A 14,675-nucleotide genomic window follows, 5' to 3' on the forward strand; every position below is an offset into this window, starting at 1 on the left:
CAGAAGCCCAGCGAATGGATCAAGGCGCAGCCGGCCTTCGTCGGCGAACAGGGCAAGACGGTGTTGGACCCCGACTTCGACATCGACGACGGCGGCGTCCCGCACGAAAAGGCGCAGCTGCCCAAGCGGTAATGCTTTGGCCTTTCAACGCCGAGCCCTGATGGCCTCTTAGGGTGCTCTGCCGCCGGCCGGTTCGGCCCCCGCTATGACGGGTTTCAGGACGAGTTGATTGGCGTTTGAACGACATGTCGGGTCGTTAGCTGCCATCGCCAAGTGATCTGGGAACGACAGCTAAGCTGCTTCGGGCTCTCCGAACCAGTCGTTCCGTTTCCGGCCCAGAGGCGACCCATCCCTCACCCGGCCCCCAGCAACCGGATCGCCTCGGCGCGCTCGAAAATGTTGAGCAATAGGCGCAGCGCTTCTCCGCGTGGACCAGAAAGCTTCGAATTGTCCTCCACCACCTTCAGGGCCTCGCGCCGCGCGAGGGCGAGCAGAGCCGCATGCGCGGGCAACTCGGCCAGCTTGAAGCCGGGCAGGCCCGATTGCCGGGCGCCCAGCACCTCGCCTTCGCCGCGAAGGCGCAGATCCTCTTCGGCGATGCGGAACCCGTCCTCGGTTTCGCGCATGATGGCGATGCGCGCTTTTGCGGTTTCGCCGAGCGGCCCCTTGTACAAAAGCACGCACGACGATTTCGCCTCGCCGCGGCCGACGCGTCCGCGCAATTGATGCAATTGCGCGAGGCCGAACCGCTCGGAATGTTCGATCACCATGATCGAGGCTTGCGGAACATCGACGCCGACCTCGATCACAGTGGTCGCCACCAGAATCTGCGTCGTCCCCGCGGCGAAGGCGGCCATGGCGGAATCCTTTTCAGCGCCTTTCATCTTGCCGTGGACGAGGCCGACCTTGTCGCCGAAGATGTCCCGCAGATGGATGTAACGCTCCTGCGCCGCCGCGACGTCGAGCGTCTCGCTTTCCTCGACGAGGGGGCAGACCCAGAAGGCGCGCGCGCCGGCGGCGATCGCCGGGCGCAGCCGTTCGACGAGTTCGCCGATCCGCTCGACCGGTAGCGCCCGCGTCTCGATCGGGCGCCGCCCGGCCGGTTTTTCCCGCAAGGTGGAGACGTCCATGTCGCCGAAATAGGTCAGCACCAGCGTGCGCGGGATCGGCGTCGCGGTCATGACGAGAATATCTGCGGGTTGTCCGCCCGAGGTCTGGCCCTTGTCGCCGAGGGCGAGGCGCTGGTGGACGCCGAACCGGTGCTGCTCGTCGACGATGGCGAGGCCGAGATCCGCAAAGGCGACGCTCTCCTGAAACAGGGCGTGAGTCCCGACGGCGATGTTGAGGGAGCCGTCCTTAAGCCCATCCACAACCTTGGCGCGGGCGGCGCCTTTCTCGCGTCCGGTCAGCAGCGCGAGGGTCAGGCCCGATCCCCGCGCAAAGGCGTTGAGCGCGGAAAAATGCTGACGCGCCAGAATTTCGGTCGGCGCCATCAGCGCGGCCTGGCGTCCGGCCTCGACAACGCTCGCCATGGCGAGAAGCGCGACCAGCGTCTTGCCCGAGCCGACATCGCCCTGCAACAGCCGCAGCATCCGGTTGGGGCTGGCGAGATCCGCGCGGATCTCCACAAGCGCCTGTTGCTGCGAGGCGGTCAGCGAGAAGGGGAGGGCGGCGGCGATCCTCTCCGAAATGCGTCCGTCCCCCCGCGACGGGCTGCCCTTCGAGCGCGTCATCTGCGCCCGCGTCAGCGCCAGGGCGAGCTGGTTGGCGAAGAGTTCGTCGAGCGCCAGCCGCTGACGCGCCGGGTCGTCGGGCGAGGTCGCTTCAGGGGTTTCGGGCCGATGCGCCGCGTTTAGCGCCTGCGCGAACGAGGGAAGACTTTTGAAGCCGAGGACGCCCTGGTCATGCCATTCCGGCAAGTCTGGAAGCCGGGCGAGGGCGCCGCCGGCCGCCTTGACGAGAACCTTCGGAAACAGCCCCTCCGTGAGGGCGTAGACCGGCTCGACGGGATCCATCCGGGCGAACCCTTCCGCGTCGAGCACGCGGTCGGGGTGAACCATCTGCCGGTGGCCGTCCCAGAGTTCGAGCTTTCCGGAAATCCATCGCTTCGCGCCAATGGGCAGGCTTTTTTCGATCCATTGATGATTGGCGAGGAAAAAGACCAGCTGGACGTCGCCGGTGTCGTCCTCGACGAGCACCCGGTACGGCCCCTTGGAGCGCGGCCCCGGCGCGCGATGATCCACGACCGTGACCTCCAGCGTCACGACACTCCCGATCGGGGCGTCGGCGATTTTCGGGCGGTTGCGCCGGTCGATGGTCGCGGTAGGAAGGTGGAACAGGACATCGAGGATTCGGGCGCCGTCCGGCGCGCCGAACAGCCGGTCGAGCAGCTTCCCCGTCTTGGGTCCGACGCCGGGCAGGCTGGCCGCCGGCGCGAAAAGAGGATTGAGGAGAGAGGGCCGCATGATGTCTTATCGCCGCCTGCCGCCAGGGAGGCAATGGTCGCCGCGCATCGGACAATGCTCCCCGTCCAGTCTGTAGTATGCGCGCCGGCCCCTACGCGGCCGGTCTGGACAGCGCCTGCAAATGGCCGGACCGCGATCGCCGAACTTTTTGGGCGGGGACGGACAGATGCAGGCTGATGACCAGGCCACATTCAAGACTTCGGCGACTCAAGACTTCGGCGCGTGGCGCGGCGGCGCGCCGCTGCTTGATGAAGCGTTGCGAGTCGAGATCAGCCATCTCACTGAACTGACGCTTCCGCATCTTAAGGCCTTCGATCTCGATCTCGATCCCGAGCTCGGCCTCGCCTGCCTCACAGCCGACGGCGACGCCTTCGCTGTTTACCTCAACGGGCGCCTCACTCGGTCCTGGCGTAAAGAGGGCCACTGGAAACCCGCGAAAATCAAATGGTTCGGTCGCGCGGAGGTCGTGATCTATCCAGACCTGTCTATCATCTCGGCGGATAGTTGGCGGGAACTGGAGCAGACTTGGCCTTACGTGTTTACCCTGTCCGACAGCTACATGTTCATCGGTTATGACGAGGAGGCCATTCAGAGAGCTTTGATTAACGATCCTGAGCGGCATCTTGTGTCAATCCGAACTCGCGACGGCGGTTTCGAATTCGGCTTTGAAGAAATTTTTCTGGAAGACCGCGACGCCGAGTTCGACGAGCCGCAAGCTGCCTACAGCTTTGGCGATTGCTTCGCCTTCATCATTTATTCGAGTGATAGACTGTGGTTGCTGGATACCAAGACCAGGACTTACCGAAGCATTGCGGCGCCGTTCAGCCTCGCGTCGATCCATGTTATGAGCGGCGACGACAAAAAGACCTATGCGAACTTCGACAATCGGCCGCATGTTCAAGGTCATCCTGACTTGCCACCGTTCGAACTCGCGGTGTTCGATCTCGTCGCCCGGACGGCGAAGAAGCGCACCTTCGCGCCGGTCGCGGCGGCGCTCGTCTTGGCGGGGTTCGATCCGGCCATGGTCACGCTGCAGCCGAATGCGAAAGGCCGCATCATCGTCAGCGACGACCAAAAGGCCGCGCTGCTCGAATTTTGCGATGGCGATTAGCTGGCGAGGACCGCCCTGGCCGATTTTTCCGCTCATCCCGCCTCGCCGGAAAAGGCTGACAGGCGCGCGTTCAAAGTCTATACGGCGTCAACGTGAGGTCCCTGTCCTGGGGCCGATAGGCCAGAAGCCGGAGAACTCCATGTCGGCCCCCTCGCAGGTGCTCACTGACCTCGACGCACGGCGCCGGCGCGTCAAATTCCGCTCATGGCATCGCGGCATGCTGGAAACCGATCTCCTCCTCGGCCGTTTCGCCGACGCCGAGATCGAAAAGCTGAGCGAAAGCGAGCTTGACGATTTCGAAGCGCTTCTCGAAGCCCTGGACAGGGATGTCTTCGCCTGGATGACAGGGGAGACGCCAATTCCTCAGGTTTATGATACGCTGCTGTTTCGCAAGATCGTCGCCTTCCACGCCAAAGCGGATCCGTCAAGGCTGTGACATTTCCGATGCGGCTTTGCCGTTCCTATGCCTCGCAAGAGGCCCAACGCCTGAATTGACGCCCTCAACTTGACTGATCTCAAACGCGCGATCGCCGAACTCAACAAGGGCGGCTCGCTGACGCTCTCCTCCGTGACCGACGGCTTCGACGCGTTCCTCGTCGCGGAGATCTCGCGCGCGCTCGCCCGCGCGGCCGAGGACCGGGCCGTGGTGCTCGTTCACGTCGCCCGCGACAGTCAGCGCGCCCGCGCCTTTGGCGAAGCTCTCGCCTTTGCGGACCGGGACATCGAGATCCTGGAATTTCCGTCCTGGGACTGCCAGCCCTACGACCGGGTCTCCCCGAACGCCGCCGTTTCGGCGCGGCGGATGACCGTCCTCTCGCGCCTTGCCCGCTCGCGCTCGGCCTCCGAGCGGCCGCGGATTCTCTCGACGACGGTCAACGCGCTGGTGCAGCGGGTCGCGCCCTTGCAGAAGATCGCGGGCGACAGCTTTTCCGCCGCGCCCGGCAATGTCGTCGACATGGACGGGCTGGTTCAATGGCTCGAGACCAATGGATTCGCCCGCGCCTCGACGGTCCGCGACGCCGGCGAATATGCGGTCCGCGGCGGCATCCTCGATCTCTTCGCGCCCGGCATGGCCCAGCCGGTCCGGCTTGATTTCTTTGGCGACGCGCTCGAATCGATCCGCGCCTTCGATCCCGAAACCCAGCGCACCACCGGCCAGTTGCGCGGCCTCGACCTGGTGCCGATGAGCGAAGCCCAGCTGACCAGCGACTCGATGCGCCGGTTCCGGCAAGCCTACGTGACCTTGTTCGGGGCGCAGACGCGAGGAGATAGCCTCTACGAGGCCGTGAGCGAAGGACGCCGCCATGCGGGCGTCGAACATTGGCTGCCGCTGTTCTACGACAGGCTCGACACCTTGTTCGACTACGCCGGCCGGGCGCCGCTGATTTTCGATCCGCTCGCCGAGGACGCCGCGGGCGAGCGGATCGCGCAGATCGCGGATTACTACGACGCGCGCAAAACCGCGCATGATTCCGATCCTAATTCCTCGACCTACAAGCCGCTTCCGCCTGACCGGCTGTATCTTTCGGCCGCTGAATGGAGTCAGCGCGTCGGCGGATCGAGCGTCGTGCGGATGACGCCTTTTTCCCCCGCGCCGGGTGGTCGCGGCCTCATCGTCGATTGCGGCTCGAAGCCGGGCCGATCTTTCGCCGCCGAGCGCGCCGACCCCGGCGCCAATGTGTTCAACGCCGCCGTGGATCACGCGCAGACGCTTCAGGCGAGCCAGCGCCGCGTCATCCTCGCCGGCTGGTCGGACGGCTCGCGCGAGCGGCTGGCCCATGTTCTCGCCGAGCACGGGCTCGCCAACACGGCGCCGGTGTCGTCTCTTGAGCAGGCGCTGGCGCTGCCGCAATCGAGCGTCGGCGTCGCCGTCATCGGCCTCGAACAGGGGTTCGAGACGGACAGTCTTGCGCTCATCTGCGAGCAGGACATTCTGGGCGACCGGCTGCTGCGCGGGCGCAAGAAAGCCCGCCGCGCCGACGATTTTCTGCGCGAAGTCGGCTCTCTCAACGCGGGCGACATCGTCGTCCATGTCGATCACGGGATCGGCCGGTTCATCGGCCTGCAGGCGATCGAGGCGGCGGGCGCGCCGCATGATTGCCTCGAACTTCATTACGCCGACGGCGACAAATTGTTTCTGCCGGTGGAAAATCTGGAGCTTCTCTCGCGCTACGGCTCGGAGGACACCGAGGTCCAGCTCGACAAGCTTGGCGGCGGTGGCTGGCAGAAGCGCAAGGCGCGGATGCGCAAGCGCATTCTCGAAATGGCGGCCGGCCTTATCAAGATCGCCGCCGCGCGCCAGACGAGGGCCGCGCCGAAGCTCCTTCCGCCCGAGGGCATTTACGCCGAATTCTGCGCCGGTTTTCCCTACGACGAGACCGAGGACCAGCAGGCGACGATCGACGCCGTTCTCGACGACATGGCGTCGGGGCGCCCGATGGACCGCCTCGTTTGCGGCGACGTCGGTTTCGGCAAGACGGAGGTCGCGTTGCGAGCGGCGTTCGCGGCGGCGATCGAGGGCCGGCAGGTCGCGGTGATCGTCCCGACCACGCTTCTCGCCCGGCAGCACTACAAGAACTTCGCCAGCCGCTTCGCCCATCTGCCGGTCAAGGTCGCGCAAATGTCGCGGATGGTGAGCGCGGCCGAACTCAAGGCGGCGAAGGCAGGCGCGGCGTCGGGGGACGTGGACATCATCGTCGGCACCCACGCGGTGCTCGGCAAGGGCGTCGATTTCAAGGATCTCGCGCTCGTCATCATCGACGAGGAGCAGCATTTCGGCGTCAAACACAAGGAGCGCCTCAAGGAATTGCGCGCCGAGGTCCATATCCTCACATTGTCGGCGACGCCCATTCCCCGCACGTTACAGCTCGCCCTGACCGGCGTGCGCGAACTCTCGATCATCGCGACGCCGCCGGTCGACCGGCTCGCCGTCCGTACGTTCATCTCGCCGTTCGACGAGGTGCTGGTCCGCGAAGCCCTGTTGCGGGAGCGCTACCGCGGCGGACAGAGCTTCTATGTCTGCCCCCGCATCGAGGATATCGACGACGCGACGGCTTTCCTGCGCCAGCACGCGCCGGAAGTGAAATTCATCGTGGCGCACGGCCAGATGGCGGCGACCGAACTCGAGGACAAGATGTCGGCCTTCTACGATGGCCAATATGACGTCCTGGTCTCGACGGCGATTGTCGAGTCGGGCCTCGACATTCCAACCGCCAACACCTTGATCGTCCATCGCGCCGACATGTTCGGCCTCGCTCAGCTTTACCAGTTGCGCGGCCGCGTCGGGCGCTCGAAAACGCGCGCCTACGCCCTGTTCACGGTGCCCGCCAACCGCGCGATGACGCCGCAGGCGGAGCGCCGCCTCAAGGTGCTGAATTCGCTCGACACGCTCGGCGCGGGATTTCAGCTCGCGAGCCATGATCTCGACATCCGCGGCGCGGGCAACCTCCTTGGCGATGAACAATCAGGCCACATCAAGGAGGTCGGATACGAACTCTACCAGCAGATGCTGCAGGAAGCGATCGAGGCTCTGAAGTCGGGCGCAGACGAACCCGTCGAGGATGTGTGGTCGCCCCAGATCACGCTCGGCGCTCCGGTCACGATTCCCGAGGCCTATGTCGCGGACCTTTCGTTGCGGCTCGGCCTCTACCGCCGCCTCTCAACTCTTGAATCGGACGAGGAGATCGAGAGTTTCGCCGCCGAGATGATCGACCGTTTCGGTCCGCTGCCCGACGAGGTCGAGCAATTGATGAAGCTCGTGTCGATCAAGGCGCTCTGCCGGCAGGCGAACGTCGAAAAGGTCGACGCGGGCCCCAAGGGCGTCATCATCTCGTTCCGCGACAATTCCTTCGCCAATCCGCCGGGACTGGTGCGTTTCGTCGCCCAGCAGGGCTCTGACGCCAAGGTGCGGCAGGACATGAAGATCGTGTTCATGCGGGACTTCGAGGCGACGGAGGAACGCTTGGAAGGCACGCGCGCGATCATGCGCGCGCTCGCCGCCATCGCGCTGAAAAAGGCGGCCTGAGAAAGCCCGGCGGCGTCTCTTGGCGGCGGCTCTTACTTGCCATCGTCTGGCGCATGACCGCCTGCTGTGGCCTCGCCTCCCTGTAACTATGATTGAACCGGCCTTAGAATGCGCCTTCTTGTTGATGGAGGCGAACCCATGAAACTCGGCGATGGTCCGGCCGGCCCGGGCGAGGGGCCGCATGTCCCGCTCATGTGTCTGATAAAGGATGGGCTGCTGTTCGGCCACGGCGTTCTGCTGGCGAAAATGGATGAAGACGGCCTGTGCATCGAGGACGACCGCATTCTGAGGCTGCTCGCAATCGCCCAGGGCCGAAGTTCCGCAATCCGCGATTAAAGCCATGGGCCGCGCGTCACAACATTGGCGCTCCGGCGACAAGGCTCTCGCCGCTATCCATCTCGCGCAGATCGGCCTGCGCAAGATCGATGAGGAGGACGGCGAGCGGCTCGCGCTGGCGGCGGCGCTGCTCGATGCAGGCATGAGCGCGAAGGATTTGGCGCACGAGCTTCGGCTGAAAATCCAGCTCCGGGTAAGGAAATGGAGCGACAATCAGCCGCGCGTTCCGGCCGGAAGCGGGCGGGAAAGCGGGCGATGGACGTCGGGGGATGCGGCGGGAGGAGCAATGAAGCGCCGCTGGTTGAGGGGAGATCGGCGGGAGGTGTTGAAAGTATTGTGTATGACCTGCCGGAGGATGCCGTAGTGGTCGCCAAGCCCGACGGCTCACAAGTAGTCGATTATGACTCGCCAACTGGAAATCTGATGGCTCCGCCGCGAGCGAATTTTCGAGAGGTGTATGCGGCAGGAATGCGAGCAACCAACCCTTTTCAGATCAATGCCGCGGTTGGCCATTGGGGAGAGTTCGATTTCCAACGGGACGGCGCAAGCGGAACTTACTATCCGGTCTATAAACACGCAAGCAACTACGCCGTCGGTGTATTCATGGCGGGTGCGGGTTATTCGCGCCAAGACGCCATTGACATTTCTTAAAATTTTGCGTGGGCGTTTTCGAGCAACTATGCGACCGATAAATTTGAAAGAAAATACTGGACGTCGCACGGCTGGGATGATGCCCATTTCGGAGTCTGGAAGTGATTACTATCTTATGTTCGCCAATCGGCTTTGCTGTAAGTTCGCCACTGCTCGTTTACCTGACCTATAGCATATGGAGAGATGGGTTGCGCTGGGTCCCTGCGACGCTGCGGAGTATGAAATGGGTTGCGATCACTGTTATGTTAGCGGTATTTCTGAACTTGGCGATATTTGCCGGACAGTTTCTTTATGTTGTCGGAAATCCATGTGACGATATGAAAAGCTCTCCTGGCGCCGTCAATCAACGAGGCGATATAGCGGAGGCTCGAGTTCAGGCGTGCACTTTGATTGGCACAGTGGAAAACTATTATGTAACTCTACAGATCCATATTTATCCGCGTCTCTATCCTAAAAAAATACTGGTCGGCTATTCCCCGGTCGGCGACCACGATCCCATCCTGCGCTGGATCGATGACAACACACTTAGCGTGGATCTCGGCAAGGTTTCGTGGATCTCGTCGCGCCCCGACAGGGTGGGAAACATCCGCATCCTCTACCGCAACGTCATGGCCGATTAGGCCGCATTAGGATTGCGCGGACTAGGCTGGGACGACGCCCGCGCCGGTGTTGGAAAACGAAATGAAACGTATCTGGATTGTCCTCCTTGCACTCCTGTTCCTTGCGTTTTGTGCATTCCTGTGGCTCTTGCCGGCTTTCCTCTTAGGATTCATGTGGGGCGCTTCGGAGCCGGGATGCGACGAGGGACCCGTGACGGACCGGAGCTCCACCAATGGGCGGGGCGATGTTGTTGAAGAATATACGAATATCTGTGGGAGTATTGGGTCAATTATCGATTACTCGATCGTGCTGCAGCTTAAGGGCGACGAGAAAATGACGACGCTGGCTACACATGAATGGCTCCTCTACGACTACCCACAGTTTACCTGGATCAATGACGATGAGCTCAATATCGCTCTCGGCAATGTCGCATGGGTCTCCCATAAGGTAGAGAAAGTCGGCTCCATTCGCATCACCTATTCCTACACGAAAACGGGCTGGTGGTAGACCATCCATTTAGCATGCGTCTTTTTCATATTTTACAGCCAATCTCCGCGATGCGCGTCGTCCCCTGCATCATAGCAATGATCGTCTTTGGCGCGACGCTGGCGGCCCTACCGCTTGCTATTCGTCACCTATTTCCAGACGAGTACGACGAAGCAATGGCGCAGGATCGACGCGCCGCCAATTCGCGCGGCGACACAGTCGCAGAATATGACAGATCTTGCGGCTTCGGTGTATTTGACCAATCCATCGTTTTACAGCTTGCGGGTGCTGAAAAGCTGACGACATTGGCGAAATTCCAAAACCTACACTACGCCTATCCGAAGTTTCATTGGATTAACGACAACAACCTTAATGTTGAGCTTGGGAGCGTCCGTGGTCTTTCCTCTCTGCGCGGTAAGGCAGGCAACATTCGTATAAGCTATACTTACACGATGGCGGATAAGGTCCAATAACGATTGACGTCGCTCCACTCCTGCGGCGACCGGAAGGGGCGCTGCGGACAAAGGTAATCAAATTTACCTCTTAGGGGATCGACATGGCAGTCGGTTAATTCGGAACTTTCGACTACCAACGGGACCTCGCAACACAAACCTTTTTACACCCCTACAAACACGCCGCCAATTATAGCGTCGGCGTGTTCATGGCGGGAGCGGGTTATTCCCGAGCAACCACGATTTTCATTTCGAACGCGTTTGCGGGGCATTATTCCTCGAATTATGTGCAGGATCTGCACGAACGCCCCTATTGGACGGGCCGGGGCTGGGATGATGCTCACACCGGAGCTTGGAAATGATTAATGGTCTGGGACCGCGATTGCGAAGCGTGCTAAAAGGGCTCGGCGTCTTTATCGGCGGCGCGGCGCTCGCCGCTAGCATTTACGTCGGCGCGGTCGCGCTCTTTCTGTACCACGAGTGCGACGAATTCGACGAGACGCCACATGTCGCCAACTCCCGCGGCGATGTGGTATGGGGACATCTCAGAGCCTGCAAAGTCCTGATAGAGACGGATGATTCTTTCGTCGTTATGCGAATGAAGAATCAGTGGTCCTTCTTTCCCGAGAAAACCCTGATCGGCTACGAACCTCGTTATGATGGAAAGCTGGTCTTGCGCTGGATCGACGACAAGACGCTGAGCGTCGATCTCGGCAATGTCTTTTGGGTCTCCTCTTCACGGATCGACAAGGTCAAGGACATCGACATCGTCTATCGCTACACATTGTTTCCCACGGTGCAAGGCCAGTGACGCCACGCGGGCGTTTCCACTCGCCGTCGTCAAGGGGGAGACACTGGATCAAGACTGGCTGGGACGACGCCCGCGCCGGTGATTGGAAAACGAAATGAAACGTATCTGGATTGTCCTCCTGGCCGTCCTATTCCTTGCGTTTTGTGACATTCCTGTGGCTTTTGCCGGCTTTCCTCTTAGGCTTCATGTGGGGCGCTTCGGAGCCGACCGGGTGCGACGAGGGACCCGGGACGGAGCAGAGCTCCACCAATGGGCGGGGCGATGTCGTTGAAGAATATATGAAAGCCTGCACGGGTTTTGGGACAATTATCGATTACTCGATCGTGCTGCAGCTTAAGGGCGACGAGAAAATGATGACGCTGGCTACACACGAATGGCTCCGCTACGACTACCCACAGTTTACCTGGATCAATGACGATGAGCTCAATATCGCTCTCGGCAATGTCGCATGGGTCTCCCATAAGGTAGAGAAAGTCGGCTCCATTCGCATCACCTATTCCTACACGAAAACGGGCTGGTGGTAGCGCCGTCTTCAGGATCGAGAAGGGAGAGAACGAGTCCGGGACGACGCCCGCATGGAAGTGAGCAATAGCCGCGAATCATCTATTTGGAGTTATATTCAACTTCTGCCGTAAATGCTCAGCTCGAGTTCTTTCGCGAGATCGTCCGCACCCCATGCCGGAAAGTGAGCGGGATCTTTCGTCGGCGCGATCCAAGATGCCGTCGTTTCGCGGATGACCGCTGGCGAAAAGCGAATCTCCTTAAACTTAGCCGGCCGGTGACGCTAAAGTTCCGCTCATTGCCAAAGTTCCTGGCCAAAGCGTCTGGCCAAAGCGCCTTGGCGAAGCTGCCGACAGGCCCCTAAACATTGGAGCCGATCTGCGCTATATAGGAGGAAACACGCCCCGGAGACGTCGATGTCGAACACCAAATTTGCGGTTTTGTCCCTGACCGAAGCCGCCGCCGAGCGCGCCCGCCAGCTGATCGCGGACGCCGGCCGGCCGATCGCCGGGATCAAGGTCGGGATCAAGAACGGCGGCTGCGCCGGGATGACCTATACGCTGGATCTTGCCGATGAGGTCGCGGCCGGCGATGAAATCGTCGAGGATCAGGGCGTGAAAATCCTCATCGCGCCGAAGGATCTGATGTTCCTGCTCGGGACCAAACTGGACTTCGAGACGACCAAGTTCGCCTCGACATTCTCGTTCAGCAATCCGAACCAGATCTCGGCATGCGGCTGCGGCGAGTCGGTCGCGATCACCCCGGCGACCGAACGGGTTTAGCTCCCGCGCAGGTTGGGGCGCCTGCCCCTGATGCGACTCGCCCGGCTTCCGGAGGATAAAACCTGAGCGAGAGCCCGGAGCTGCTGAGCAAGATCGACAGCCTTGTCGCCATGGTGGCCTCCGAGGGCGATGCGCAGACGGCGTCCTGGAGCGACTGGCCCCTTCGCGCGGACTTCGCGGAGAGCGCCGCCAATCTCGCGCATTACCTCGCGTTGCGCCGCCGCGATCTTCGCCCCCTTCAACCTCGCCTGACGGCGCTCGGACTTTCGTCGCTTGGCCGATGTGAAGCCCATGTTCTGCCGGCGTTGCGTGCGGTCGGCGCGGCTCTCGCAGCCTTGGATGGCGACCATGGCCGCCCGCGGCCTGGGTTCGAAGAATTCTTCGCTGGGGAGAAAGCGCTGGCCGCGCGCTCGGAAGCCATCTTCGGAAACCGCTCGCGCGGGCGCGCCGCCGCGCTGCTCGTCACCTGTCCGTCGGAGGCGGCAGACGAGCCCAAATTCATGCTCCAGCTTGCGGAGCGCGGCGTCGAGGCCGTGCGCATCAATTGCGCGCATGACGACGCCGACGCCTGGGGGCGGATGATCGGGCATGTGCGCGCGGCCGAATCCACGACGGGACGGCGCATGAAAGTCCTGATGGATCTCGCCGGGCCGAAAATCCGCACGGGCGCGGTGAGCGCCAGGAAAGGCGAGCAGCGCATTTTTACGGGCGATATTCTGGCGATCACGGCGCCCGGCAAGCTCGGCAAGCTGAAACATTCGGAAGCGCGTTTTGGCGTTGAATGCACGCTTCCCGAAGCAATCCGGCATGCCGAGGCGGGACGCCAGATCTTCATCGACGACGGCAAATTGTCCGCTGTGGCGCTCCGCGTCGAGGATTGGGGCCTGCTCGCCCGCGTCACGATGGCTCCGGAAAAAGGCATGAAGCTCAAGCCGGAGAAGGGCCTGAACTTCCCCGGCGTCGATCTCGGCGTCGCGGCGATGACGGAAAAGGATCATGCGGACCTCGATTTCGTCGCCCAGAACGCCGACGGAATTTCGTTTTCTTTCGTTCATTGCGCCGAAGACGTCGCGATGCTCCAGGACGCGCTGGCGCAAAGGCGGCCGAAGGATTGGCGAACGCTCTCGCTGATCCTCAAGATCGAGACGCGGCAGGCGGTCGATAATCTGCCCGAGATCGTCGTGCGCGCGGCGGGGCGTCAGCCGGCGGCGATCATGATCGCGCGCGGCGATCTCGCGCTCGAAATCGGCTTCGCGCGCACGGCCGAGATGCAGGAGGAGATCCTGTGGATCGGCGAGGCGGCGCATCTGCCGGTGATCTGGGCGACGCAGGTGCTGGAGCATCTGGTGCGGGAAGGCGCGCCGGTGCGGGGCGAGATGACCGACGCGGCGATGGCCGCGCGCGCCGAATGTGTGATGCTGAACAAGGGCCCCTACCTGCTGGAGGCCATCGACACGCTGGATTCTCTGCTGATGCGCATGGGCGAGCATCAACACAAGAAAACGCCGCAGCTCCGGCGGCTGATGAGTTGGTAGGTTAGCTACGTGTCCTCGCCGCGATGAGTTCGGCGCGCGCGAGCAGCCGCTGCGCCTTGACGAGATGCGGCCGGTCGAGCATTCGTCCGTCCAAAGCGACGACCCCGACGCCGGGATCGGCGGCGAAGGCCTCGACGATCGAGCGAGCTTTGGCGATCTCCTCGGGGGATGGCGTGAACGCCGCATTGATGATGGCGACTTGAACCGGATGGATCGCCATCTTGGCGGAAAATCCGTCGCGACGCGCGGTTTCGGTTTCCGCGCGAAGCCCGTCGCTGTCGCGAAAGTCAGGGGAGATGGCGTCGATCGCCGCGACGCCCGCGGCGCTCGCCGCCAGCAAGGTCAGGGTGCGGGCGAGCGCATAGGGCGCGGCGTAGGCTCCATCTGATTGGCAGTAGGTTTGCGCGCCAAGACAGGCCGACAAATCCTCCGCGCCCCAGGCGAGGCCAGATAGTCTTGGGCTCGCCCCCGCGTAGGTCGCGAGCGCAAACATCGACGCCGCCGTCTCGGTGACGATCGGGATGATCTTCGTCGAACCGTCGGCGAGATCGTGTTCGGCCTCCTTGACCGCGAGCATGGCGCCGAGATGCTGAACATCGGCGCCGCCCCCGCATTTGGGCAGCATCAGACCGTCTGGCGCCGCGCTCATGATGGCGTCGAGATCCGCCTCGATCAGTCCGGAATCGAGGCCGTTGACGCGCACATAAAGGAGCGGGCGAGAGGGAACGCGCCCGGCTTCAACGAGGAACGCCAGCGCGACCGCGCGCGCTTTTGCCTTGGCCGCGGGCGCAACCGAATCCTCAAGATCGACGATGACGCAATCGGCTCCGAGCTCCAGGCTTTTCGCCAGCTTTTTCTCGCTGTCGGCGGGGACGAAGAGGAGCGAGCGCATAGATCAGGGCCGCGCGGCTGAAACAGCAT

General features: G+C 62.4%; 15 protein-coding genes. 13 read left to right on the plus strand and 2 right to left on the minus strand.

Annotation, left to right across the window (positions count from 1 at the left end; all coding sequences use genetic code 11):
* Positions 1-353: 353 nt before the first annotated feature.
* Positions 354-2,465: an ATP-dependent DNA helicase RecG gene (gene recG, locus BM177_RS08000; RefSeq protein ID WP_091680904.1), complete on the minus strand. Its 2,112-nt coding sequence runs from the start codon at positions 2,463-2,465 to the stop codon at positions 354-356.
* Positions 2,466-2,631: 166 nt separating this feature from the next.
* Between recG and BM177_RS08005 the strand changes: the two genes are divergently transcribed.
* The 13 genes from BM177_RS08005 to BM177_RS08065 all read left to right on the plus strand — a co-directional run bounded on the left by BM177_RS08005 (position 2,632) and on the right by BM177_RS08065 (position 13,754).
* On the plus strand, positions 2,632-3,576 hold the full coding sequence (locus tag BM177_RS08005; RefSeq protein ID WP_091680907.1) for a hypothetical protein: 945 nt from the start codon (positions 2,632-2,634) through the stop codon (positions 3,574-3,576).
* Positions 3,577-3,715: 139 nt separating this feature from the next.
* Complete coding sequence (locus BM177_RS08010; RefSeq protein WP_091680909.1) at positions 3,716-4,012, plus strand: FAD assembly factor SdhE; 297 nt, start codon at positions 3,716-3,718, stop codon at positions 4,010-4,012.
* A 69-nt stretch (positions 4,013-4,081) separates the two neighbouring features.
* Complete coding sequence (gene mfd, locus BM177_RS08015) at positions 4,082-7,600, plus strand: transcription-repair coupling factor (protein WP_091680911.1); 3,519 nt, start codon at positions 4,082-4,084, stop codon at positions 7,598-7,600.
* A gap of 138 nt (positions 7,601-7,738) precedes the next feature.
* On the plus strand, positions 7,739-7,936 hold the full coding sequence (locus tag BM177_RS08020; RefSeq protein WP_139223560.1) for a hypothetical protein: 198 nt from the start codon (positions 7,739-7,741) through the stop codon (positions 7,934-7,936).
* 4 nt (positions 7,937-7,940) lie between these two features.
* A complete protein-coding gene (locus BM177_RS08025; protein ID WP_091680915.1) occupies positions 7,941-8,300 on the plus strand; it encodes a hypothetical protein in 360 nt (119 codons plus the stop codon).
* Positions 8,300-8,587 (plus strand): hypothetical protein, encoded by a 288-nt coding sequence (locus tag BM177_RS19475; protein ID WP_139223561.1) that lies wholly within the window; start codon positions 8,300-8,302, stop codon positions 8,585-8,587. Before BM177_RS08025 ends, BM177_RS19475 begins: the two co-directional genes overlap by 1 nt.
* Positions 8,588-8,805: 218 nt before the next feature.
* Positions 8,806-9,207: a hypothetical protein gene (locus BM177_RS08035; RefSeq protein WP_139223562.1), complete on the plus strand. Its 402-nt coding sequence runs from the start codon at positions 8,806-8,808 to the stop codon at positions 9,205-9,207.
* A 61-nt stretch (positions 9,208-9,268) separates the two neighbouring features.
* On the plus strand, positions 9,269-9,694 hold the full coding sequence (locus tag BM177_RS08040; protein ID WP_139223563.1) for a hypothetical protein: 426 nt from the start codon (positions 9,269-9,271) through the stop codon (positions 9,692-9,694).
* Between the two features lie 14 nt (positions 9,695-9,708).
* Positions 9,709-10,146 carry a hypothetical protein gene (locus tag BM177_RS08045; RefSeq protein WP_091680927.1) on the plus strand — a complete coding sequence of 146 codons (438 nt, stop codon included), beginning with the start codon at positions 9,709-9,711 and terminating at the stop codon, positions 10,144-10,146.
* 337 nt (positions 10,147-10,483) lie between these two features.
* Entirely contained in the window at positions 10,484-10,936 is a 453-nt protein-coding gene (locus BM177_RS08050; protein ID WP_091680929.1) for a hypothetical protein, read from the plus strand.
* 110 nt (positions 10,937-11,046) lie between these two features.
* Positions 11,047-11,460: a hypothetical protein gene (locus BM177_RS08055; RefSeq protein WP_139223565.1), complete on the plus strand. Its 414-nt coding sequence runs from the start codon at positions 11,047-11,049 to the stop codon at positions 11,458-11,460.
* 393 nt (positions 11,461-11,853) lie between these two features.
* Positions 11,854-12,219 carry a HesB/IscA family protein gene (locus BM177_RS08060; protein ID WP_091680934.1) on the plus strand — a complete coding sequence of 122 codons (366 nt, stop codon included), beginning with the start codon at positions 11,854-11,856 and terminating at the stop codon, positions 12,217-12,219.
* Positions 12,220-12,329: 110 nt separating this feature from the next.
* Positions 12,330-13,754 carry a pyruvate kinase gene (locus BM177_RS08065; protein ID WP_175492533.1) on the plus strand — a complete coding sequence of 475 codons (1,425 nt, stop codon included), beginning with the start codon at positions 12,330-12,332 and terminating at the stop codon, positions 13,752-13,754.
* A 1-nt stretch (position 13,755) separates the two neighbouring features.
* Here BM177_RS08065 and BM177_RS08070 read toward each other — a convergent pair whose 3' ends face one another.
* Positions 13,756-14,646, minus strand: a complete 891-nt coding sequence (locus BM177_RS08070; RefSeq protein ID WP_091680939.1) for an HpcH/HpaI aldolase/citrate lyase family protein — start codon at positions 14,644-14,646, stop codon at positions 13,756-13,758.
* Between the last annotated feature and the right edge of the window lie 29 nt (positions 14,647-14,675).

The organism is Methylocapsa palsarum (assembly GCF_900114285.1).
Taxonomy (GTDB): domain Bacteria; phylum Pseudomonadota; class Alphaproteobacteria; order Rhizobiales; family Beijerinckiaceae; genus Methylocapsa; species Methylocapsa palsarum.